The sequence below is a fragment of the Chelativorans sp. AA-79 genome (genome assembly GCF_029457495.1).
GTDB lineage: Bacteria > Pseudomonadota > Alphaproteobacteria > Rhizobiales > Rhizobiaceae > Chelativorans.
Window position 1 is genome coordinate 1354212 of sequence record NZ_CP120361.1, and the last position, 20789, is coordinate 1375000.

17 protein-coding genes (1 of these 17 only partly in view) are annotated in these 20789 nt (G+C 63.4%); 7 read left to right on the plus strand and 10 right to left on the minus strand.

The features are described from left to right. Nucleotides 1–77: 77 nt before the first annotated feature. From PVE73_RS06675 to PVE73_RS06690, 4 genes are all read right to left on the minus strand, one after another. Nucleotides 78–1481 (minus strand): Do family serine endopeptidase, encoded by a 1404-nt coding sequence (locus PVE73_RS06675; RefSeq protein WP_277366204.1) that lies wholly within the window; start codon nucleotides 1479–1481, stop codon nucleotides 78–80. A 156-nt stretch (nucleotides 1482–1637) separates the two neighbouring features. Next, nucleotides 1638–2021, minus strand: a complete 384-nt coding sequence (locus tag PVE73_RS06680; RefSeq protein WP_277366205.1) for a hypothetical protein — start codon at nucleotides 2019–2021, stop codon at nucleotides 1638–1640. Beyond that, nucleotides 2018–3187 carry an AI-2E family transporter gene (locus PVE73_RS06685; RefSeq protein ID WP_277366206.1) on the minus strand — a complete coding sequence of 390 codons (1170 nt, stop codon included), beginning with the start codon at nucleotides 3185–3187 and terminating at the stop codon, nucleotides 2018–2020. Before PVE73_RS06685 ends, PVE73_RS06680 begins: the two co-directional genes overlap by 4 nt. A gap of 87 nt (nucleotides 3188–3274) precedes the next feature. After that, nucleotides 3275–4564, minus strand: a complete 1290-nt coding sequence (locus PVE73_RS06690) for a PRC-barrel domain-containing protein (protein ID WP_277366207.1) — start codon at nucleotides 4562–4564, stop codon at nucleotides 3275–3277. Between the two features lie 261 nt (nucleotides 4565–4825). On the opposite strand from PVE73_RS06690, the gene PVE73_RS06695 reads away from it, so the two are divergent. Next, entirely contained in the window at nucleotides 4826–5221 is a 396-nt protein-coding gene (locus PVE73_RS06695) for a hypothetical protein (protein WP_277366208.1), read from the plus strand. A gap of 56 nt (nucleotides 5222–5277) precedes the next feature. On the opposite strand, the gene PVE73_RS06700 is transcribed toward PVE73_RS06695, so the two are convergent. Continuing rightward, complete coding sequence (locus tag PVE73_RS06700; RefSeq protein ID WP_277366209.1) at nucleotides 5278–7908, minus strand: membrane-bound PQQ-dependent dehydrogenase, glucose/quinate/shikimate family; 2631 nt, start codon at nucleotides 7906–7908, stop codon at nucleotides 5278–5280. Between the two features lie 276 nt (nucleotides 7909–8184). After that, nucleotides 8185–10200 carry an aldo/keto reductase gene (locus tag PVE73_RS06705; protein ID WP_277366210.1) on the minus strand — a complete coding sequence of 672 codons (2016 nt, stop codon included), beginning with the start codon at nucleotides 10198–10200 and terminating at the stop codon, nucleotides 8185–8187. Nucleotides 10201–10302: 102 nt separating this feature from the next. Here PVE73_RS06705 and PVE73_RS06710 point away from each other — a divergent pair, with 102 nt between their 5' ends. After that, complete coding sequence (locus PVE73_RS06710) at nucleotides 10303–11223, plus strand: helix-turn-helix domain-containing protein (RefSeq protein ID WP_277367367.1); 921 nt, start codon at nucleotides 10303–10305, stop codon at nucleotides 11221–11223. Nucleotides 11224–11240: 17 nt separating this feature from the next. On the opposite strand, the gene PVE73_RS06715 is transcribed toward PVE73_RS06710, so the two are convergent. The 4 genes from PVE73_RS06715 to PVE73_RS06730 are packed head-to-tail and all read right to left on the minus strand — an operon-like array spanning nucleotide 11241 to nucleotide 16145. Beyond that, on the minus strand, nucleotides 11241–13979 hold the full coding sequence (locus PVE73_RS06715) for a sensor histidine kinase (RefSeq protein ID WP_277366211.1): 2739 nt from the start codon (nucleotides 13977–13979) through the stop codon (nucleotides 11241–11243). Next, nucleotides 13979–14242 carry a hypothetical protein gene (locus PVE73_RS06720; protein ID WP_277366212.1) on the minus strand — a complete coding sequence of 88 codons (264 nt, stop codon included), beginning with the start codon at nucleotides 14240–14242 and terminating at the stop codon, nucleotides 13979–13981. Before PVE73_RS06720 ends, PVE73_RS06715 begins: the two co-directional genes overlap by 1 nt. A 1-nt stretch (nucleotide 14243) precedes the next feature. After that, nucleotides 14244–14639 (minus strand): response regulator, encoded by a 396-nt coding sequence (locus tag PVE73_RS06725; protein ID WP_277366213.1) that lies wholly within the window; start codon nucleotides 14637–14639, stop codon nucleotides 14244–14246. 45 nt (nucleotides 14640–14684) lie between these two features. Next, complete coding sequence (locus PVE73_RS06730) at nucleotides 14685–16145, minus strand: helix-turn-helix domain-containing protein (protein WP_277366214.1); 1461 nt, start codon at nucleotides 16143–16145, stop codon at nucleotides 14685–14687. A gap of 175 nt (nucleotides 16146–16320) precedes the next feature. On the opposite strand from PVE73_RS06730, the gene PVE73_RS06735 reads away from it, so the two are divergent. The 5 genes from PVE73_RS06735 to PVE73_RS06755 all read left to right on the plus strand — a co-directional run. Then, entirely contained in the window at nucleotides 16321–17661 is a 1341-nt protein-coding gene (locus tag PVE73_RS06735) for an ABC transporter substrate-binding protein (protein ID WP_277366215.1), read from the plus strand. Between the two features lie 92 nt (nucleotides 17662–17753). Continuing rightward, entirely contained in the window at nucleotides 17754–18779 is a 1026-nt protein-coding gene (locus tag PVE73_RS06740; protein WP_277366216.1) for a branched-chain amino acid ABC transporter permease, read from the plus strand. A 31-nt stretch (nucleotides 18780–18810) separates the two neighbouring features. After that, nucleotides 18811–19920 carry a branched-chain amino acid ABC transporter permease gene (locus tag PVE73_RS06745; RefSeq protein ID WP_277367368.1) on the plus strand — a complete coding sequence of 370 codons (1110 nt, stop codon included), beginning with the start codon at nucleotides 18811–18813 and terminating at the stop codon, nucleotides 19918–19920. A gap of 12 nt (nucleotides 19921–19932) precedes the next feature. Next, nucleotides 19933–20691: an ABC transporter ATP-binding protein gene (locus PVE73_RS06750; RefSeq protein WP_277366217.1), complete on the plus strand. Its 759-nt coding sequence runs from the start codon at nucleotides 19933–19935 to the stop codon at nucleotides 20689–20691. Between the two features lie 14 nt (nucleotides 20692–20705). Further along, nucleotides 20706–20789, plus strand: the start of a protein-coding gene (locus tag PVE73_RS06755) for an ABC transporter ATP-binding protein (RefSeq protein ID WP_277367369.1). 651 nt of this gene lie beyond the right edge of the window; 84 of the gene's 735 nt are visible here — the first part of the coding sequence; the start codon lies at nucleotides 20706–20708; its stop codon lies off the right edge, out of view.

The window sequence follows — 20789 nt, forward strand, 5'->3', positions numbered from 1 at the left end:
ATGTCCGGCGCGGGCGTTTGCTCGTGTGCGGAAAGCCCGCGGTTTTCCGCGGGCCTTCTCTGCGGTGATGTATCCCGTCAGCCTTGGGTTGGTTCCACGGCGACGAAGAGCGAGGTGTCGCCACGCGCGATCCTCAGCAGCATCGGGCGCTGGTCCTGCCGGGCTTCTCGCCATGCTTCGGACAGGTCCGCTGCCTCTCTGGCGGGATCCCCGCCAGCCTCGATGATCACATCGCCCTGCCGGATTCCGGCCTCCGCGGCGGGGCTGCCGGGTTCGACTCCCTGCACCATAACGCCCTGGCCGTTCTCCAGATCGAGCTCGCGCCTGACCAATTCCGGTATCCCGCTCACGGAGAGCCCCATCCTGGCCTCATCGTCCTGACCACCAGGCTGCTGTGCGCCGGCGGTGGTTTGGGGCTGTTCGCGAGAGGCGAGCGTCAGTTCCACGCCGACCTCCTCACCATCACGGCGGACGGACAGGTTGACCGTCTCACCCGGGTCGCGCTGGCCGACGGCACGCGAGAGTTCGCGCGGGTCCTCGACCTGCTCGTCGTTCAGGCTCACGATCACGTCGCCTGCCTTCAGCCCTGCCTCCGCGGCGGGGCTGCCGGGTTCGACCTCGGCTATCAGCGCGCCCTCGGTGGACTCCAGGCCGAGCGCCTGGGCCATCGGCTGCGTGATCGGCTGCAGGCTGACACCGATGAAGCCGCGCTCGACCTCACCCGTTTCGATCAACTGCGACACCACGTCCTGCGCCGTACTGGACGGTACGGCAAAACCGATTCCGATATTGGCGCCGACGGGCGAGAAGATCGCTGTGTTGACGCCGACCACCCTGCCGGCCGCATTGAAGAGCGGACCTCCCGAATTGCCCCGGTTGATGGAGGCGTCCGTCTGCAGGAAATTGTCATAGGGGCCGGAGCGGATGTCGCGGGACCGTGCCGAGAGCACACCCACGGTGACCGTGCCTCCCAGCCCAAAGGGGCTGCCGATGGCAATCGTCCATGCACCGGGCTGCAAGGCACTGGAGTCTCCCCACTCCGCAACCGTGAGCCCTTCGGGAGGATCGATCTTCAGCACTGCGAGATCCGTCGCCGGATCGGCCCCGACCAGTTCGGCTCCATGTTCCGTGCCGTCGGACAGGAGCACCTCTATCTCATTGGCACCCTGGATCACATGGTTGTTCGTGACGATGTGGCCCTGTTCGCTGATGGCGAAGCCGGAGCCCAGCGCAGTGCTTCCGCGAGGCGTCCGGCGTTGCGGGCCGCGGGGCGTTCCAAAGGGTGAGGGAAGCAGCTCCTGGAGCTGCTGTTGCTCTCCTGCCGGCCGGCTCGCCGTGATCGCGACGACGGCGGGCGTCATTCTTTCGACGATTCCGGTGAAGTCGTTCGGCACGTCCTGTGCCGTGGCGGAAACGGGGATGGCTGCAGCAAGCGCAACCGCAGCAAGAGCCAGCGTGCCGCGCGGAATTCGAGACATCATGATGATATTCTCCAAGTTTGGGCACGAGCGTCAGAGATTCTCGCCGGGTATATCCGCTCACCGTGGTTCACCTGCCACGGCACGGTTCTGACGCATCCATGCACTATGTCGTTTCGACTGCCCGGCTGACTTCGGTGTGGACCAGTCGTTAAGCCGCTATTCGGAACGGCGTGGATCGATCGGCTCGTCCGCCGCGCGGTTCGGCACTCGCGTGAGCAAGGTCTTATGCAGGTAGCCCGCCTCGGTTCCGTAGGTCACGAGGCACCATTCCTCCCCGCAATCCTGCAGCTCGACGGTTGCGCCCGCCGGTACGAGATACTTTTCCTCGCAGAAGCGGCTGGGGCCGATCCGCAGCAGCACCTCGCGCTGGACCTCGGCCAGCGGACGTGGTCCGAGGCCTCGTTCGACCGTTTCCCCGACCTCCGGCCGTTCGGGCACCGTGCATCCCTGGGGCTGCTGAGCTTCCTGGGAAGCAGCCGGAACGACGGCGAGCACGCCGATCAGCGTGATATCGGCAGCAAGTCCACGCAGGTGTTTCATTCGGTCTTCTCCGGATTTTCTGCGGCAAATCTGGAAGACATCCCCGCATCGCCGCCGGCGCTTTTCCCCGCCTGCGAGGTGGCGGACTCCTCGCTGCCGCCGGGGCCACGAAGCGGCACGCCGAGCGTATCCTCGACATAGAGTGTGCGGACGAGGACGAAGGCAGCCACCGTCAACGGTCCGGCAAGCAGGACTCCCAGGATTCCGAAAAGCGCGCCCATCGCGACGACGGACAACATGAACAGCGCCGGGGGGACCTTGACCGCCTCGCGCTGCACGATCGGCGTGATCAGGTTGGATTCGAGCTGTTGCACCGCGAGATAAAGAAGAGCTGCCCATAGCAGCATGGTCCAGCCTTCACCAAGCGCCAGGAGTAGCCCCGGCACGGCCCCGGCGAAGGGACCGATGAGCGGGACGAACTCCGTCAGAAAGGCGATGAGCGCCAGGGCGAGCGGAGAGGGCAGGCCGATCGCCCAGGCGCCGAGGCCCACCAGGGCGCCGACGATCGCCATGGACAGGAGTTGTCCGGCTAGCCAGAATTTGAGGGCGGTACCCGTTCGGCCCAGGGCGTGCTCCACGCGGCCGCGTTCCCCTGTCGGGAACAGGAGAAGAAATCCACGCCGGTAGACCCCCGGATTGACGGCGAGAAACACGCCGGCGACGATCACGAGAACGACGCCGGTAAGCGCGGCAGCCGCCGTCTGAAGCATGGCCGCGATGTCGCTCAGGATTCGGTTGAACGCGCCTTCGAGCGACCCGCCGAGTTGCGGCAGCGAGTTCGGCAGGGATATTCCTGTCCGGGTCTCTATGCTGCGCACGGCCTGCGGCAACTGCTGCAGGAGGTTCGAGGACTGGGTCTGAATGTCCGGCCAGGCGAACCAGAGAGCCGCCCCGATCACCACGATGATCAAAAGGCTCGACAGGGCAAGCGACCACCGGCTGCCGAGCGGGACGAAACGGCGCGTCAGATCGCTCGCGGCCGTGAGGACGGCAGCCACGACCACGGCCGCAAAGGCGATGGCAGCCGTATGCCGCAAGTGCCATATCAGGAACGCCAGGCTCACGATCGCCGTTGCGATGAGCACACGGCGTGTGTAGCCGGCCAATGTCAGGCGATCACGGGAGGGCTGGTGGGGGCGAGGCGTACTTCCGGTTTCGCTCGACATGGTCCGTCCTGCAGGAAATGGAACAACCCAGAGCCCGCCGGAAGAAGACGGGCTCCGGGATTTCGCCCTGGACCAAAAGGCCGGGGTCTAATTTCCAAGTCGGTCGTAGTCGAAACGTTCCGCCTGAGCGACATCCTGCTCGCCGTAGGGCATGTCGTAATAGGGCATGCCGGGGGCCCAGCCATAGCCATAATAGGGATAGGCGTAAGGTCCGGGAGTCCCGTAACCCGCGTTCGGATTGACGACCACGGCCGCAATCTGCCCATCGCGCAGGATGAGATCATTTACATAACCGTAGTTGGCATAGTTGTCCTGATCGTCAGCGCGGATACGCGCATAGTCGCCGATGAGCTCGGAGGCCCGGAACGACCGTGGCCCGGTCGCCAAGTCGTCTTCGACCACGGTCGTATCGCCCGCCGCACCCTGCGCCGTCAAATAGCCGGTCTTGAAGAGGCTGTAGTCTTCCACGTTATCTTCGGTGACAAGGATCGTCAGCCGCCCGCCGCTATAGGTGACCTCCTCCCACGGAACATTGACGTGTGTGTCGAAGAGATCCCAGAAACCACCGACTTCCGCCACGATCGAGAGCACGCGGCCATCCTCGGCGAAAACAAAGTTCTCGACACTGCCGATCTCGTCACCGCCAGGGCCGTAGACCTCAGCTTCATCCATGACATAGTCGACGCTTATGCCGTCTGCATAAAGATTGTCCGACCGCCACTCCGGAAGGGCGATGACTTCCGCCTGGATCGCATCACCCTGATTCACCGCCGCAGTCTGCTCGGTCCGATCGACATCGGACTGTGCCTGGTTGGTGGACTGTGCCTGGTTGCCGGACTGTGCTTGGCTGCTGCCGCCGGATTGTCTGATACTCTCCACCTGTGCGTACTCGTCCTGCGCGAGCGTGTCACTGCCGTTCTGATCGTAGATGTTGAAGAGTGCGGCATTGAATGCGGCCCAGTCTGCGCCCTCCTCCCCGGTATCGAATGCCATCACGTCGGATTCGCTGAACGCGGAAACAAATTCGTCCTGCGCGATGGTGTCATCGTCTCCCGAGACTTCTTGGAAACCAGGCTGAGCATCACTGCCGAACCATGCGGTGTAGCCGGTGCTGTACTCATCCTGGTTTAGCTGGTCGTTGTTGTTCTGATCCCACGCGGTGAACATGCCCCGGTATAGCTCGTTCTCGGTGAGGCGCTGATCCTGGTTTTCATCCCAGGCCTGGAAGACTCCGCGGCTCGCCTGTTCGAACTCCGCGTTCGTCAATTCCTGGTTGCCATCGGTGTCCAAATCGCTGAACGCTTCCACAGCCAAGGCTGTGGCAGGTGCCAAGGCCAGAACGAGGGCCAGTGCCGTTGAAGTCTTCATCCGTCTCATGTCATGCTCCTTCCGTCTTTCGCTGCTGCCCCCGAAAACCACAGGTCGGCGGTATTGTTCCGGGCGGAAACAATCCGTGATGCTTCGAACCTGGCGGGGAATACGCGCCACGCGTCAGAGCCGCGATGGCACCGGTCGTAACCGTGCGGACGGACCTCGATTCAGCGCGGAGACCGTTCCAGTGGCCGCCCGACCTTCGAACAATCCGGCGTGCCCGCCGTTCGGCTGTGCAGTGAACTGTCCGCAACCCGGGAGAGATGAATGAGAGCGTTCCGCCTTGCCATTGCCGCGTTTGCCTGGCTTTCGGTCGGTGCTGCCGCCGCACCGGCAGCCGAAGAGACGGCCCCATCGCTCACCGCAGTGACCGCCGATCTCAGGGAGAACACCCTCAGCGGGGAGGAAATCCGTGGAATCACGGCGCTCTCGTCCGTGCGCGTCGTTGATCTCCAATCCCTTTCCGGCGCCGATCGTCAGGAGTTGGAGGAGACGCTCCGGGAGTCCGAAGACAATTTCGCCGAGGTCCGCACAGCGATCGAAGCAAATGAGGCGATCGAGGCGGAGCTTCGGAAACGCGACGTTTCGTTGTCCAACGTCACCGCCGTGACGCGGGCGGAAACTGGAGCCCTCACCGTCTACATGAATGCACCTGTGCCATGACGGACCCGTACCCTTCCCCCGAGCGGGGGAGGCGCGCTTCCACGCGCCTCTGGAACTTATTGGCTCGTGCCGTTCTCGTCGTCCATCGGAAGGGCCCAGGCAAGCACATAGTCGCCGATCGGCGTTTCCATGAAGTGATGGCCGCCGGCCATGAAGACGATATACTGCCTGCCCTGCACCTCGAAGGTGATGGGAGTCGCCTGGCCTCCTGCCGGTAACTCATCCTCCCATAGGACCTCGCCCGTATCGATATCGATTGCCCGGATGAGGTTGTCCGTGGCGGCAGCGATGAAGATGAGGCCTCCCGCCGTGATGAGCGGACCGCCGTTGTTGGGCGTGCCGATCCTGATGGGCAGCATCGAGGGAATACCGAAAGGCCCGTTGGCACGCGCCTCGCCCAGCGGGTGGTCCCAGATGGTCTCACCGGTCTCAAGGTCGATGGCACGGATCCCGCCATAGGGTGGCTGCTTGCACATGAGCCCGGTGAAGCCGAGCCGCCAGCCGGCGTTCACGTCGATGGCATAGGGTGCCCCGACCTGCGGATTGTCGTGTTCACCGTGGGGCACATAGATCGGCGTGAGGTCACGCTCGTCCGCCTCCTCGCGTGTCAGCAGGCGATTGAAGTTCGGCATATCATTGTAGTTGGCCACGAGGATGCCGCGCTCCATGTCGACCGCCACGCTGCCCCAGTCCGAGCCGCCATTATAGCCGGGATACTGGATGAAGTGCGTCTCGAGTGTCGGCGGCGTGTAGATGCCGTCATAGGTCGCCCTGTGGAACTGGATGCGGCACCAGAGCTGATCGAGTGGGGATATGCCCCACATGTCCCGCTCCTCGAGCGGGTCCTTGGCCAGCGTGTGATAGGCGGAGAAGGGCTGCGTGTCCGAGAGGTTCTCGGGCTCGACACCGCCCGTCGGCACGGGCCGCTCTTCTACCGGGAACAGGGATTCGCCGGTGCGGCGATCCAGGATGTAGATATCCCCCTGCTTGCTGGGCAGGATTATCGCCGGCACGCTGCCTCCCTCCGCCGGGAAGTCGATCAGAGTGGGTTGCGACCCGAGATCGTAGTCCCAAACGTCATAGTGGACGCTCTGGAAGTGCCAGACCTCCTCTCCGGTCGTGGCGTCGATCGCCACCAGCGCGGTGCTGTATTCGTTCTCACAATCGGCGCGGTTGCCGCCGTAATAGTCCACGGCCGAGTTGCCCGTCGGGAGATAGACATAGCCCAGTTCCTCGTCTGCGGCGGTCGTGGTCCACATATTTGGCGTGCCGCGGGTATAGACCTCGCCTTCGGGCGGTTCGCCCCGCAGATCCGGCTTGCACATGTCCCAGGCCCAGACGAGTTCACCGGTAACGGCGTCATAGCCGCGCACCACGCCGGACGGAGCGTCTTCGGCCTGGCCATCGTTGACCTGCGCGCCGACCACGGCCACGCCGCGCACTATGGTGGGCGGCGCGGTCACCGCATACCAGCCGGGCACGGTCTCACCGATACCCTCGCGCAGGTTCACCTGGCCGTTGAAGCCGAAATCGGGGCAAGGCTGACCCGTATCGGCATCCACGGCGATGAGGCGCGCGTCGATCGTGGCCTCCATCACGCGTCTTGCGCAGGGCGAGTCGGGATCGGCAGCGGGGTTCTCGAAGTAGGCGACACCACGACAGCTTGCGCTATAGGGGATCGCGTCGGCATGCACCTGGGGATCATAGCGCCACTGCTCCTTGCCCGTTCCCGCATGGACGGAAATGAGGATGTTCATGGCGGAACACAAATAGAGATAGTTGCCGACCTTCACGGGCGTCGTTTCCGGCGCGTATTCACCCTCCGCCGCCTCGGACGGCATATCGCCGGTTCGGTAGGTCCAGACGCGCTGCAGCTCCGAGACGTTGTTCCGGTCGATCTGGTCGAGCGGCGAATAGCGGTGGGCGAAATACGTGCCGCCATAGGCCGGCCAGTCGGCGCCCACTTCCATTTGCGGCATCGGTGGGCGGGAGGGGCCTGCTGCCTCCGCCTGCGTCGCTGATGGCTGAGCAGGGGCGGTGGGGGCTGTCTCGCCAGGTCGGGGAGGAGCAGAGGGCTGCTCGCCGGGCGGTGTGGTCGGGGAAGCGCCTTCCGGCACGGCGGCGGGTCCTGTTTTCGGTGCCGGAGCGGGATCGGTTTCAGGCGCCGGCTCGGCCGGTGCTTCTTCGCCTGGAGGTGTCGCCTGGGCCACCGCGCTCGACGGCACGGCCATGTGATAGGCGACGCCGGCGCCTGTCAGGAACAGGAGTGCCACGGCCGCGGCCGCCGCAGTGCGACGGCCGGGCCGCACCTCCGCCCGTCGCGGCCTGCCGATGGCCGGTATTGCCAGCAGCACGAGGATCAGGATCACCGTGGGAGCAACCAACCGGGGCACCTGCGCCCACCAATCCGTACCCACTTCCCAGAACGCCCAGATGATCGTGAAGACGTAGGTCGCGAGATAGACCCCCACGCCGGCCATGGACGGCCTGATCAGCAATATGCCGGAAACCACCAGGCCGATGCCGCCGACGAGGTAATACCACGAGCCGCCGAGCGCGATCAGCCACGCGCCTCCCGCTCCGAGCACGACACCGAGCAGAACCAGTAGTGCTCCGAGCCCGGCGCAATACCAATAGGACCAACCCCTGGCCCTGCGGGATTCGCTGGTGTTCCGTGTCGAGGTCATGGCTGCATTCTCCTGCGACTGCCAAAAAGCCATCGGCACGAGAGGGGCCAGTTTCTCGCTTCCTTCCTTCACGCACCGGTACGGACTGTCGTTATCCCGTGAACAATGTCGATCCGGCATTGTTCCGCCTGGCCGGGTAAGAAATTGTCCGGGGAAACCGAAGTCTCTTCAATCGCATACGCGCGGAGGTGTTTCACGGTCCGGCGCCGACAGGCAGAGCTCGCCGCCCTTTCGAAGGCGCGGAGCGGCAAGGGTGACGCTCTGCTTTGCCGCCAATCAGCGAGTGCCGGACTTCAGCCACCGGACATCGCCCGGCGAAAGCTCGATATCGAGCGCGAGCAGGCTGTCGTCGAGCTCGGCGAGCGTGCGCGGACCGATGAGCGGCACGACAGGGAAAGGCTGCGACAGCACATAGGCAAGCGCCACGTGGATGGGCTTGCAGCCGAGTTTCTCCGCCAGTTCCACAGCCCGGTCGCGGCGCTGGAAGTTCTTCTGCGAGTACCAGACGCGCACCAACTCCTCGCTGTCGCGCTTGTCGCGGCCCGCGCGCTCGGTGAAGAAGCCGCGGCCCTGACTCGACCAGGCGAAATTGGTGACCTGGGTTTCCTTGAGCCACATCCTCCAGGCCTCGTCCGACGCGGCGACGCAGCCCGCCCATATGGGTTCGAGCATCTCGGCGAGCGAGAAGTTGTTGGAAAGCACCATGGGTGCCGTTTTGCCCGCCCGCTGCGCATAGGCGATTGCGGCATCCATGCGCTCCCTTGTCCAGTTGGAGCCGCCGAACGGGCCGCAAATACGACCGGCTTTCACCTCGGCATCCATCGCATCGACGAATTCGTCCACAGGCACATCCGGATTGTCGCGATGCATGAAATAGACGTCCACGCGGTCCGTCTTCAGGCGGTCGAGCGACTCGGTGAGCTGGCGGCCGATGACGTCGGGGTAGGTGAGGGGAGAATGGGCGCCTTTGCCGATGATCACCATCTCCTTGCGGACGCCGCGACTCTCGAGCCAATCGCCCAGCACGCGTTCGGCCCGGCCGGTGCCGTAGATCCAGGCGGTGTCAAAGGCGTTGCCGCCCTTCTCGAAATAGGTGTCGAGAAGGGGGGCGGCGGCGGCGAAGTTCGGGAAGTCTTCGAAGCCGAGGGCGATGCGCGAGATCACCTTTTCGAGGCCTGCGATCCTCCGCGTCCCGATGTGGTCCGCGCGCTTTTCGAGCTTCTCCCCCTTCAGCGTTCGTGTGCGAAGCGCCGGCTTCTCGATCTCGTATTGGAGGCCGGTGGCCGCGCGCCACTTGTCCAGCACCTTGAGATTGCCGAGCGTGTCCTGCCAGGTCATGCCGGGCGCGGAGAACTCCTGCCGTCCGGCACGAATCGCCTCGGCTGCGGCATCCGCCTCGAAGGCGTAGAGATGCCGTGGCTCCTCCACCGTCACGGTCTCGCGCGCGCCATCGGAGAGGATGATCTCGATTCGGCCGGTGCCGCCCTGGCGGCCCGAGGCGAACCAGAAGTCCGCCACCTCGATGCGGCCTTTCGTCCCGGAGATGCGCAGCACATTGTCCAGCTTGAGCGAGACGGCGCAGGAGACCTCTGCGACGATGCCGCTCGGGAAGTGGAGGACGGCGGCAGCCCATTCGTCCACGCCGGTCTGGCCGAGGTGTGCCGTGCCCACCACCTTGTCGGGCTCGGCGAAGGACATTCCTTCGCTGGCGCCCGCGATCAGCCGTGCCATGGAGACGGGATAGCCGCCCACGTCGAGGATGCCGCCGCCTGCGAGTTCGTTGGCGTAGAGCCGGTGTTCGGGGTCGACGCGGGGCATGGCGAAGCCGAAGCTCGATTGGATCATACGCACGTCGCCGACCATGCCTTCGCGGATGAGCTCCACCAGCCTGAGCGTCTGCGGGTGCAGGCGGTACATGTAGCCTTCGCCCATGAAAGTGCCGGCCTTCCGGGCAGCATGGATGATGGCGTCGGCCTCGAAGGCGGTAAGCCCCATCGGCTTCTCCACGATCACGTGCTTGCCGGCTTCCGCAGCCTTGATGGCCCACTCGGCGTGGCCGGGGTGAGGGGTTGCGATATAGACGGCGTCGATCTCGGGGTCGGCAAGCAGCGTGGCATAGCCGTGATGTACCCGCGCGCCGGGAAAATACCCTGCGAGCGCAGGGTTTTCGGGATTGCGCGTGCCGATGGCGGCGAGCGTGCCGGTGCTGGAATCGGCGAGGCCCGCTGCGAAGGCCCGGGCGATCATGCCCGGCCCGATGATGCCCCAACGCATTCTGGAAGTCGTGGTCATGTCGAAGCTCTTTCTGTTGCTCGCACGCCGAGCGGCCGATAGATTATCGCTTCTCTGGCCAGCGTCCTGCGCGAGGGGAAGGCGAACTTGTCCGATGGTAAGATTCCGGGGAAGCGTTACTGGGACCCGCTGAAGAGCACGGTCGAAAAGGTTCCGAATACCTTGGTCGTCAGCCATATGCAGCCCGGCATCATGCCCGTGCCGCACTGGCACGCGCAGGTCGAGATCAACTACGTCTTCCGCGGCACCGTCGATTACCAGATGCATGGCTATCCCGTTCACCTGGAACCGGGCGATCTCTGCATCTTCTGGGGCGGCCTGCCGCACCGGGTGGCCGACACGTCGGAGGATCCATTCTACGTCGCCGTCCACCTGCCGCTCATCCATTTCTTCCGCCTGCGGCTACCGCCCGATATGCAGCAGCGGCTGATGCGCGGAGCAACGCTCGTGACCGGGCAGCCGGACGCGAGTGATGCGGCCAATTTTGCACGCTGGTCAGATTATATGAGAGCCGGCGGCGTGCGGCGCTCGAACCATGCCATCGACGAGCTTCTGCTTCGCTTGGAACGTATTCAGTTCGATGCCTACAGGCTTGTCGAGGCGGAAAATGCTCCGGTGATCCGGCCGGAGGCACCGGACCAGCAGAGTTTCCAGAACATCGGGCGTATCTGTGCCTTCGTGGCCGAGAATTTCCGACAGCAGATCGATTCGGCCGATATCGCCGTCTCGGCGGACATCCACCCCAAATATGCGATGAACGTCTTCAAGAAATCGACGGGCATGACGCTCAACGAGTATGTCAGTCTGCTTCGCCTGTCCTATGCCCAGGCCCTTCTGATGCAGGATGGCGCCAATGTGCTGCGTGTGGCGATGGATAGCGGGTTCGGATCACTCTCGGCCTTCAACAAGAGCTTCCGGAAGATGACCGGCATGAGCCCTTCCGATTTCCGCCGCGGGATGCATCCACGGCCCCAGATCTCAGCGGACTTCGCCTGGAGGCCGGTTCCTAATCCGAGTGCCTGACGCGGCGGCACGGCCTGTCAGATCTGCTTCGAAGAGGCCAAAGCACCGCCACCTGCCGGCTGCAGGCCCGATGCCGCCGGTACGGTGCTGAGCCTGATGATGAACTTCGCTCCTCCCAGCCTGCTGGTGGAAAGCGACAGTTCGCCTCCCATGCTTTCCACGATCCGGCGGCTGATGGCGAGCCCCAGCCCCGTGCCGACCTGCCGCGGCATCGGCCCGCGGGAGAATTTGAGGAAAATCCGTTCACGTTCCGAATTGGGGATCCCCGGCCCGTTGTCGTCGACGGAAGCCTCGTAGACGCCTTTGCGCATTGCGCTCGACACGGCAACCACCGGCTCCTTGTTGGTATTGTATTTGATGGCATTGGAGATGAGGTTGATGAAGACCTGCGTGAGCCGGTCGCGATTGCCCTGAACCTTTGCCCGGCGGGCGCGGCCGGTCCGCTTCAGCGTTATGCCCTCCGAGCGGGCGAGCACCTCGCAGCTTGCCATCGCAAGGTCGAGGGCGGCCTCGGGATCGAACGGCTCGGCTTCCCACTCAGTTGCGCCGTTCTCCATCCGGCTCAGATGCAGGATGCCGTCGAGGAGTTTCGTCAGCCTGATGCTCTCGTCCTGGATGATCTGCAGGAAGCGCCGCCTTTTCGCTTCGCCGAGCTCGGGCGTCGAAAGCAGGATGTCACTGAAGGAACGGATGGCCGTCATCGGCGTCCTGAGTTCGTGGCTCACCTGGCTCAGGAATTCATCCTTTTGAAGATCGATTTCTCTCAACTGCCGATTCGCGCGGGCGAGTTCTGCGGCTGCTTCCTCCACCTGACGGGACTTCTTCTCCAGTTCAGCCGAATAGGCCCGAACCTGCTCCGTCTCGTCGGCCAGGCGCTTCAATTCCTCCACGCTTATCGTTTCATTGGTAACCACGCTGGAGACGAGCGAGCGGGCCGTCGACGCGCCCACATTGGCGGCGAGCCGCTGCTCGACTTGGGAGATGAGCTCGTCGCTGGCGGTCTTGGCGCGATCCATGGGCTCGGCGAGGGCAAAGAGCTCCAATGCTTCCGCAGGTCCCAGAATGCGGTCGGCGATGCGGCGCAGGTCCGAGATGCGGGCAGTGCGGCGGATGACGCTCATTTCGCTCTCCATCCTCCGGCGGAAGACGTCGATGAACAGACGCGACTGGTAGCGTGCCAAGGGCGTCGGCTCCGAAAGCATCGAGATGCCGACGAAGAGTGCGGCATTGGCGAACATGCTCCAGAACACCGCGTGGACCAGCGGGTCCATGCCGGTGAGCCCGAACAGGGCCTGCGGCTTCAGAAGACTTAGCCCCCACGGTCCCTCCTCGATGATTTCGAGCGGCATCAGGAAGGTTCCTCCGAGGCTCGGAAGGAAAAGGGTGTAGCTCCAAAGCAGGAATCCGGCGGATAATCCTGCAAGCGCGCCGCCATGGGTGGCCCTCCGCCAAGTCAGGCCGCCCACGAGGCCCGGCAGGAACTGCGCCACCCCGCAGAAGGAAATGAGCCCGATCGAGGCAAGCGCTCCGGTGGTGTCGCTCAGCCTGAAATAAATGAAGCCGAGGAAAACAATGAAGACGATGCTCAGACGGCGCGCGCCCAGGATGAAGCCCCGCATGGCCTGCCCGCTCTCGGACGGCGCGATGGCGAAGCGCAGTGCCAGCGGCATGATGATATGGTTGGAGATCATCGTGGAAACCGCGATCGACGAGACGATCACCATCGAGGTCGCCGAGGAGAAGCCGCCAAGAAAGGCGAGCAGCGCGATCGTGTGCCGGTCGGCATCGAGCGGCAGGGTCAGCACATAAAGATCGGGATTCGAGCCGGCCGGCAGCAGATTCGAGCCGGCTATCGCGATCGGAATGACGAAAAGACAAATGAGAAACAGATAGAGCGGAAACAGCCAGGAGGCGGTGCGTAACTGTCGCTCGCTGGAATTCTCGACCACCGTTACCTGAAACTGCCGCGGCAGGCAGATCACCGCAGCGCCGGCCAAGAAGCAGAGTGTGAGCCACCGGGCGCCGAAGGTGGAGGCTGGATTGGTCAGGCTCACGGGAGCGTTGTCGAATGCGGCCGCCGGCGTGCCCTGCAGGCCGAAGACGACCCACAACCCGACCGCGAGAAGCGCCACGAGTTTCACGACCGCTTCCAGCGCAATGGCCGCTATGACGCCGTGATGGCGTTCGTTGACGTCGATATTGCGCACGCCGAACATGATGGAGAAGACGCACAGGCCCGCCGCAAGCCAGAAGGTGGTGGCGAAGTCCGGGGCAAGATCGATGTTTGCGGCGGTCACGGCGCCGGCATGGAAGGTGATGACCTGAAAGCTGGCGGTCAGCGCCTTGAGTTGCAGTGCGATGTAGGGTGCCGTGGCAATGACGGCGATGACGGTCACCAGCGCGCCGAGCGCAGGATCTTTCCCGAAGCGTGCCGAAATCAGGTCCGCTATGGAGGTGGTGTGGTAGACGCGGCCGACCGTGACCAGCTTGCGCAGGAAGATCCACCAACCCACGAAGACGATGGTTGGACCGAGATAGATCGTCGCGAACTCGAAGCCGTTTCGCGCGGCTGAGCCGACTGCGCCGAAGAAAGTCCATGACGTGCAATAGATGGAGATCGAGAGGGTGTAGACGAGAGGGGAAGAAAGCCAGCCGCCGGGATCCCTGCGTGCGCGCCGGTCTCCGGCGAACGCCACGCCGAACAGAATGGCGACATAGCCCAGGCAGACCAGGACAACGAGATTGGTGGGAAGCATCAGCGCCTCCCGTCTTCAACCGGTCGTGTTTCCTGATCCCGATCCGCCTCCGGGTCGGCGAGGCGCCGCGAAAGGAAAAACGCCGCCAGAATGACCACCAGCCAGACGCCGAACAGATAGATCGTCGTCAGCGGGATTCCGAAAACGGCGACAGGGGCGGCGAAGATAAGAATGACAGGCGGCGCAAGAAGAAAAGCTGCCAGGAACGGCAGCACCGTTGCCGCATCGCGTGCGCCGCGCCCGCCTGTCTCGATTTCCCTCATCTCACATTCCGGTCAGCTTCCTCACCTGGGCGACCACTTCGGTGTTGGAAAAAGGCTTGGTGATATAGGCGCTGGCGCCACACGCCATGGCCCTTTCCCGGTCGTTCGACTGGCCTTTCGCAGTAAGCACGACCACGGGAAGGCCGGCTAGCGCGCGATCCCTGCGGACGGCCTGCAAGACGTCCAGCCCGTCCATGCCGGGCAGCATGAGGTCGAGGACGAGCGCGGAAAACGGCCCGTGCCGCAGCCGCTCGAGCGCGGCGGCGCCATTCGAGACGATATCGACCTCGAACCGCGCACGCTCAAGAATGAACCGGAGCGATTCGACGATGTTCGGCTCGTCCTCCACGACCAAGATGCGCTGTGCAGACAGCCCTTTCCTCCCTCGGTTCCTCATGGGCAGTATACGGCGCGTGCTCACGCAAAATATAGACCTTTCGTATTAAGGTGAGCGGGGTCCGGCAATGAGCGGCTCCTCCTGCCGATGGCCGCATGCCTCGCGAGGGCACAGCCTGCAGACCGTGCCCACCGGCATGGTGGCCCGGGACGCATCGATACCGTCCCCATAGAGGACTCGTGAGGCATCCGCCGCCGGGCAGGCCAGCATGATCGACAGCAGCTTGCGTGGACGATCCACCCGCGCGGGCTGCTTCTCCACCGCCCGTGCGAAGAACAGGAAATTGTCGCCCGAAGGAAGCGCGCCGAAGGAGCGCATGGTGGTGCCCGGTGCCTGGAAGGCGCCATAGATGGGCCACATGGGGCAGGCGGTGCCGTAGCGCGGCAGGGGAAGGTTCGCGAGCGGCAGTCGCTTGGTCACGTATCCCGATACGTCGGAACGCATATAAGCGAAGCGTACTCCTGCAGCGCCGGGCCGCCGCAGCGTGGCGACGCGATGGGCGGCTTGTTCATAGGAAACCCAGAACCGCCGCGCGAGCAAGTCAATATCGTAACGGCATTCCTCAGCCGCCGCCAGGAAGCGGTCATAGGGCATGAGGATGGCACCTGCGACATAGCTGATCAGTGCGGATCTGGCCAAGTCACGTGCTTCTTCGGTGGGAAGGGCGGGATGTACCCCGACGATGGCGTCTATTTCGTCCGAAGCAAGATTTCGCGCAAGGGTGCGCGCGGCTTCAAATCGAATGCTTTCCTGCGCCGCGTCGGATGGATGCTCAGCCATCTCGCGGGGAGGGCGTTCGCCGCCCCCCGCTCCTCCCTGCCGGTCGGCGATCGCCTCGAGTTCGGGGAAATAGTTGTCGGAGTGGAAGATAAAGGCGTCGACATGTTCCATCGATGTCGCCGAACGCACACGCATGCTTGAGCTGTCGAAGAAGTCGAGCAGAGACCTCGCCGCTTGCGAGAGGCGCGTACCGTCGGCTTCGATGATCGCAAGGAAACGCTCGCGGTCTGCTGCCGTGAGATCATCGCTTTCTCCGAGGATTTCCGCCGCGGAACTGATCGCTGTTGCGCTCGTCAGCATCCGATGGACGCTTTCTCCGACGAACGGATCGCGGTTCAGCCGGTCCGCAAGCGCCTGGACGGCCTGACTCTGGTCATGGAACGCGCGATAGAGACCAAGAATGAATTCGGCCCACTCCGGATTCCGGGCGACGAGATCCTCCGCCGCATGCGGGCGCGGCGCCTCGCCCCCGATGCCGGGGTCGATGGCGATCTCTTCCAGAGATTCGATCAGGCGGCGTTCGGCAAGTCCGTCCAGCTCAGAAGGTGTGATTCCAAGCTCGTTTCCCAGCCGGACGAGCACTGCGCCGGCGGCCGCCCGCTTGTTGGCCTCGATGAGGTTCAAGTAAGAGGCCGAGATCCCGACCCGGGCTGCGAGCGCGCTCTGCGTCAGGCCCGCCTTCCTGCGCAAGGCGCGGATTTTGAGGCCGGTAAGGTTGCGTGCCACCAGAATTCCTCCTCCAGTAAATAATTTACATGATGCTGCACAGGAGACAAGTGATTATTACAAAATTCGTAAGGTATACCAATGGCTTATTGAAGAATTGACTGATTGGGCGCTAATCTGGCAGTGCACTTCATCCCTGTCGGGATGTCGCGCCGATCAGCCAAGGGAGGAACTGATGAAATTCGACAGCATATCTCGGCGTGTCTTTCTGCGCGGCAGCGCAATGGCCGGCGCGGGCTTGGCGATGCCAACCATTTTCACCAGCGCTTCGCGTGCACAGGAATATTGCAACGCCCCGTCCGGCGCGAATGTCGTGCTCGGCTTCAACGTGCCGCAGACGGGCCCGTATGCCGACGAGGGCGCTGACGAACTGCGCGCCCTCCAACTGGCTGTTCAGCATCTCAACGGCGAGGGCGACGGCGGGATGCTCAATACCTTCCAAGGCACCGCACTGAAGGGCAACGGAATTCTGGGGAAGAAGGTCGCGTTCGTGACCGGTGACACGCAGACCAAATCGGACGCGGCCAGAGCGTCCGCCAAGCGCATGATCGAGAAGGACGGCGCGCTGATGGTCACCGGCGGATCGTCATCGGGGGTGGCCGTGGCCGTGCAGTCGCTCTGCCAGGAATCCGGCATCATCTTCATGGCAGGCTTGACGCATTCCAACGACACGACGGGCAAGGACAAGAAGCGCAACGGTTTCCGCCACTTCTTCAACGCCTACATGTCGGGACAGGCGCTCGGGCCCGTCCTTGCCGAGGCCTACGGCACGGACAGGAAAGCCTATCACCTGACCGCCGACTATACCTGGGGCTGGACGCAGGAGGAATCCATCAAGAATGCGACCGAAGCGCTTGGCTGGGAGACGGTGGAGACCGTCCGCACGCCGCTCGGCGCCGGTGACTTTTCGCAATACATCACACCCGTGCTCAATTCCGGCGCCGATGTGTTGATCCTCAACCATTACGGCAAGGACATGATCAACTCGCTCACGCAGGCGGTCCAGTTCGGCCTGCGCGACAAGCAGGCGAACGGCAAGGATTTCCAGATCGTCGTGCCGCTCTTCTCGGAACTCATGGCACAGGGCGCAGGCGACGCGATCAAAGGAATCTACGGCACGGCCAACTGGGACTGGAAGCTGGAGAACGAGGGCACAAAGGCGTTCACCAAGTCCTTCGGCCAGGAATACGGCCAGCCGCCCTCGCAGGCAGCGCAAACCTGCTATGTGCAGGCGCTCCTCTATGCGAACGCATGTGAGACCGCGGGCACCTTCAATCCCGAAGGCGTTGTCGAGGCGCTTCAGGACTTCGAGTTCGACGGCCTGGGCAATGGGCCAACGCTCTATCGCGGCGCGGACCACCAGTGCTTCAAGCCGGTGCTCGTCGTGCAGGGCAAGGAGGACCCGAAGGACAAGTTCGATCTGCTCCAGGTGGTGAAGGAAGTGCCGACGGAGCAGGTGACATATGACCCGTCCATCTTCGGCGGTGAGCTCGGCCCTGTTAGCAGCAAATGCTGAAGCCTGTGAGGGAATGCCGGGCGGCGCGTGGCCACCCGGCAAGCCGCAAGCGCGGCCATAGCCTCACGTGCCGAGCTCATATGGTGATTTGAATGGACGCGTTCCTGCTGCAACTCCTGAACGGGCTGGACAAGGGCGGCGCCTATGCGCTGATCGCCCTCGGGCTGACCCTGGTGTTCGGCACGCTTGGCGTGGTCAATTTTGCGCATGGCGCCCTTTTCATGCTGGGGGCCTTCGTCGCCGTGCTCGTCAATCGCCTTCTCGAGCTGGAGACGGTCACGCTCGACCCGGAGAACCTCACGCCGTGGGGAACTCCGATGGAGATCCGCACGCCGCTGGTTCAGGCGTGGCTCGGCGATTTCGGCGCCTTCCTGCTGCAATATTCCGTCCCGCTTTCCCTACTCGTCACCATTCCGATCATGCTCCTCATCGGCCTGGTGATGGAGCGCGGGCTGATCCGCTTCTTCTATAGGCGCCCACCTGCCGAACAGATCCTCGTGACCTTCGGACTGGCGATCGTGCTGCAGGAGGTGATCAAGCTTTTCTTCGGCGCCAATCCCATCCCGGTGAGCGCGCCCGAAACGCTCTCCGGCAGTGCCGATATCGGCAAGTGGCTAGGGCTGGGCGCAGGCCTCTACTATCCATGGTGGCGGCTGGTCTATCTCGCTTTCTCGATCCTGATGGTGGCTCTGGTGATCGCTTTCCTGCAGTTCACGACGTGGGGAATGGTCGTCCGTGCCGGCATGCAGGATCGTCAGACGGTGGGGTTCCTGGGCATCAACATCCAGCGCCGTTTCACGGTCGTCTTCGGCATCGCGGCCGTGGTCGCGGGGATGGCCGGCACCATGTACACGCCCATCGTGCCGCCGGACTACCATCTCGGGATGGATTTCCTCGTTCTTTCCTTCGTGGTCGTGGTGGTGGGCGGCATGGGATCGGTGGCCGGCGCGGTGCTGGCGGGCTTCCTCCTCGGTGTGCTGCAGAGTTTTGCTTCGATGAACGAGATCAAGGACATGCTGCCGGGCATCGACCAGGTGGTGATCTACCTCGTCGCGGTGGTCATCCTGCTGGTGCGTCCGAGAGGGCTGATGGGTCGTCGCGGAGTTATGGAAGACTGACATGAAGATGATGTCGCTTGGCCAGGATCTGATGTTCCTGACGCTTTTCACCGTCGCCGTTCTGACCATGCCGGTCTGGCTTGACCCGCTGGGGGCCAACTATCCAGACTTGCTGCAGAAGTTCGCGATCTACGGCATTTTCGCAATCGGCTTCAACATCCTCTTCGGCCTGACCGGTTATCTCTCGTTCGGCCATGCTGCCTTCCTCGGCGTCGGTTCCTATGCCGCGGTCTGGTCGTTCAAGCTGCTCACCATGAATGTGATCCCGGCGATCATCTTCGCGGTCATCCTGTCGGGCGTCTTTGCCGCCGCAATCGGCTATATCAGCCTTCGCCGGTCCGGAATCTACTTCTCGATCCTCACGCTCGCTTTTGCGCAGATGTCCTACAATCTGGCTTATTCGGTGTTCACCCCGATCACCAACGGCGAAACGGGCCTGCAGCTTTCGCTCGGCGATCCACGGGTGCTCGACCGCATGTCCGGCGCGACCGAAAGCGCGGGCATTCCCTTTCCGAGCTTCTTCGGTATCGAAATGAACGGCTATGCCGGCTTCTATTTCTGCGCGGTGATGCTGATCATATGCTTCTTCGTGGCCATGCGCATCGACCGCTCGCCGTTCGGGTTGACGCTGCGCGCCATCAAGTCGAACCAGAGCCGAATGGGCTATACGGGCTTCAACACCCGCCCCTACACGCTGGCGGCCTTTGTAGCCTCGGGCATGTATGCCGGGCTCGCCGGCGCGTTGCTGGCCGTCACCGATCCCCTGGCAGGCGCTGAACGCATGCAGTGGACCGCCTCCGGCGAGGTGGTGCTGATGACCATTCTCGGCGGAGCAGGCACGCTGGTGGGGCCGGTCGTCGGAGCCGGCGTCATCAAATATTTCGAGAACATCTTCTCCTCCTATCACGAGGCGCGGCTGCATGCGGTCTTCTCCTTCCTGCCCGACGAACTGGAGGACTTCGTCGTCACGATAACCGCACCGTTCGTGGGAGAGGGCTGGTTTCTGACGCTGGGCGTCATCTTCATGCTTATCGTCATCTTCCTGCCGGGAGGCCTGATGGAGGGTGCACGCCGGATTCGCGCGCTGTTCGCCGCCAAGAAACCGGCACGCGAGAGCGTCGGGCTCGTCACGGCAAAGTGAGGAATGCAGCTGATGGAAAACGCCGTTCTCCACATCGCCGACGTCAACAAGAATTTCGGCGGCCTGCATGCGCTCTCCGATATCGATCTTCAAGTGGCGGAGGGCACGACCCACGCCATCATCGGACCGAACGGTGCTGGCAAGTCGACGCTGCTGAACATCTGCATCGGTCGGCTTGCGCCCGACAGCGGCGCCGTGGTCTTCGACGGTACGGTGATCACGGGCAAGCACCCTTACGAAATCAACCAGATCGGCGTGGCCCGCGTTTTCCAGACGCCGGAGATCTTTCCCGATCTCACGCTTCTGCAGAATGTCATGGTCCCGGCGCTCGCCCGGCGCGACGGAGCCTTCCGACTGAACAGCTGGCGGATGGTGTCGAGCCGGACGGAAATCGTCGACGAGGCCAAGCACTGGCTCGAGGATGTCGGCCTGGTGGAGCAAAGGGACGGCCTCGCGGCCAGCCTGTCGCGCGGAGACAAGCGCCGGCTGGAATTGGCCATGGGACTGGTGCAGCATCCGCGCCTGCTTCTCCTCGACGAGCCGACGGCCGGCATGTCGCGGCATGACACCAATGCGACGATCGATCTCCTCAGAAAGATCAAGGAACGGGGGATGACAAAGGTCATCATCGAGCATGACATGCATGTCGTCTTCTCGCTCGCCGATCGCATCACGGTGCTTGCGCAGGGAAGTATCATCGCCGACGGCAAGCCCGACGAGGTAAGGGGCAATCCTGTCGTGCAGGAAGCGTATCTGGGAGGATCCCGTTGATGAACGCCATTACGATGCCCGATCCGGAGACAACAACGAAGGCCGAGCCTTACCTCCGCGTGTGCGACATCCACGCCTATTACGGCGAGAGCTACATC

Bases quoted from the DNA above. Each gene is read 5' to 3' on its own strand.
- PVE73_RS06680 (WP_277366205.1), bottom strand. From the start codon at position 2,021: ATGAAACACCTGCGTGGACTTGCTGCCGATATCACGCTGATCGGCGTG.
- PVE73_RS06705 (WP_277366210.1), bottom strand. From the start codon at position 10,200: ATGACCACGACTTCCAGAATGCGTTGGGGCATCATCGGGCCGGGCATG.
- PVE73_RS06690 (WP_277366207.1), bottom strand. From the start codon at position 4,564: ATGAGACGGATGAAGACTTCAACGGCACTGGCCCTCGTTCTGGCCTTG.
- PVE73_RS06725 (WP_277366213.1), bottom strand. From the start codon at position 14,639: ATGAGGAACCGAGGGAGGAAAGGGCTGTCTGCACAGCGCATCTTGGTC.
- PVE73_RS06745 (WP_277367368.1), top strand. From the start codon at position 18,811: ATGTTCCTGACGCTTTTCACCGTCGCCGTTCTGACCATGCCGGTCTGG.
- PVE73_RS06735 (WP_277366215.1), top strand. From the start codon at position 16,321: ATGAAATTCGACAGCATATCTCGGCGTGTCTTTCTGCGCGGCAGCGCA.
- PVE73_RS06715 (WP_277366211.1), bottom strand. From the start codon at position 13,979: ATGCTTCCCACCAATCTCGTTGTCCTGGTCTGCCTGGGCTATGTCGCC.
- PVE73_RS06675 (WP_277366204.1), bottom strand. From the start codon at position 1,481: ATGATGTCTCGAATTCCGCGCGGCACGCTGGCTCTTGCTGCGGTTGCG.
- PVE73_RS06750 (WP_277366217.1), top strand. From the start codon at position 19,933: ATGGAAAACGCCGTTCTCCACATCGCCGACGTCAACAAGAATTTCGGC.
- PVE73_RS06700 (WP_277366209.1), bottom strand. From the start codon at position 7,908: ATGACCTCGACACGGAACACCAGCGAATCCCGCAGGGCCAGGGGTTGG.
- PVE73_RS06695 (WP_277366208.1), top strand. From the start codon at position 4,826: ATGAGAGCGTTCCGCCTTGCCATTGCCGCGTTTGCCTGGCTTTCGGTC.
- PVE73_RS06685 (WP_277366206.1), bottom strand. From the start codon at position 3,187: ATGTCGAGCGAAACCGGAAGTACGCCTCGCCCCCACCAGCCCTCCCGT.
- PVE73_RS06740 (WP_277366216.1), top strand. From the start codon at position 17,754: ATGGACGCGTTCCTGCTGCAACTCCTGAACGGGCTGGACAAGGGCGGC.
- PVE73_RS06720 (WP_277366212.1), bottom strand. From the start codon at position 14,242: ATGAGGGAAATCGAGACAGGCGGGCGCGGCGCACGCGATGCGGCAACG.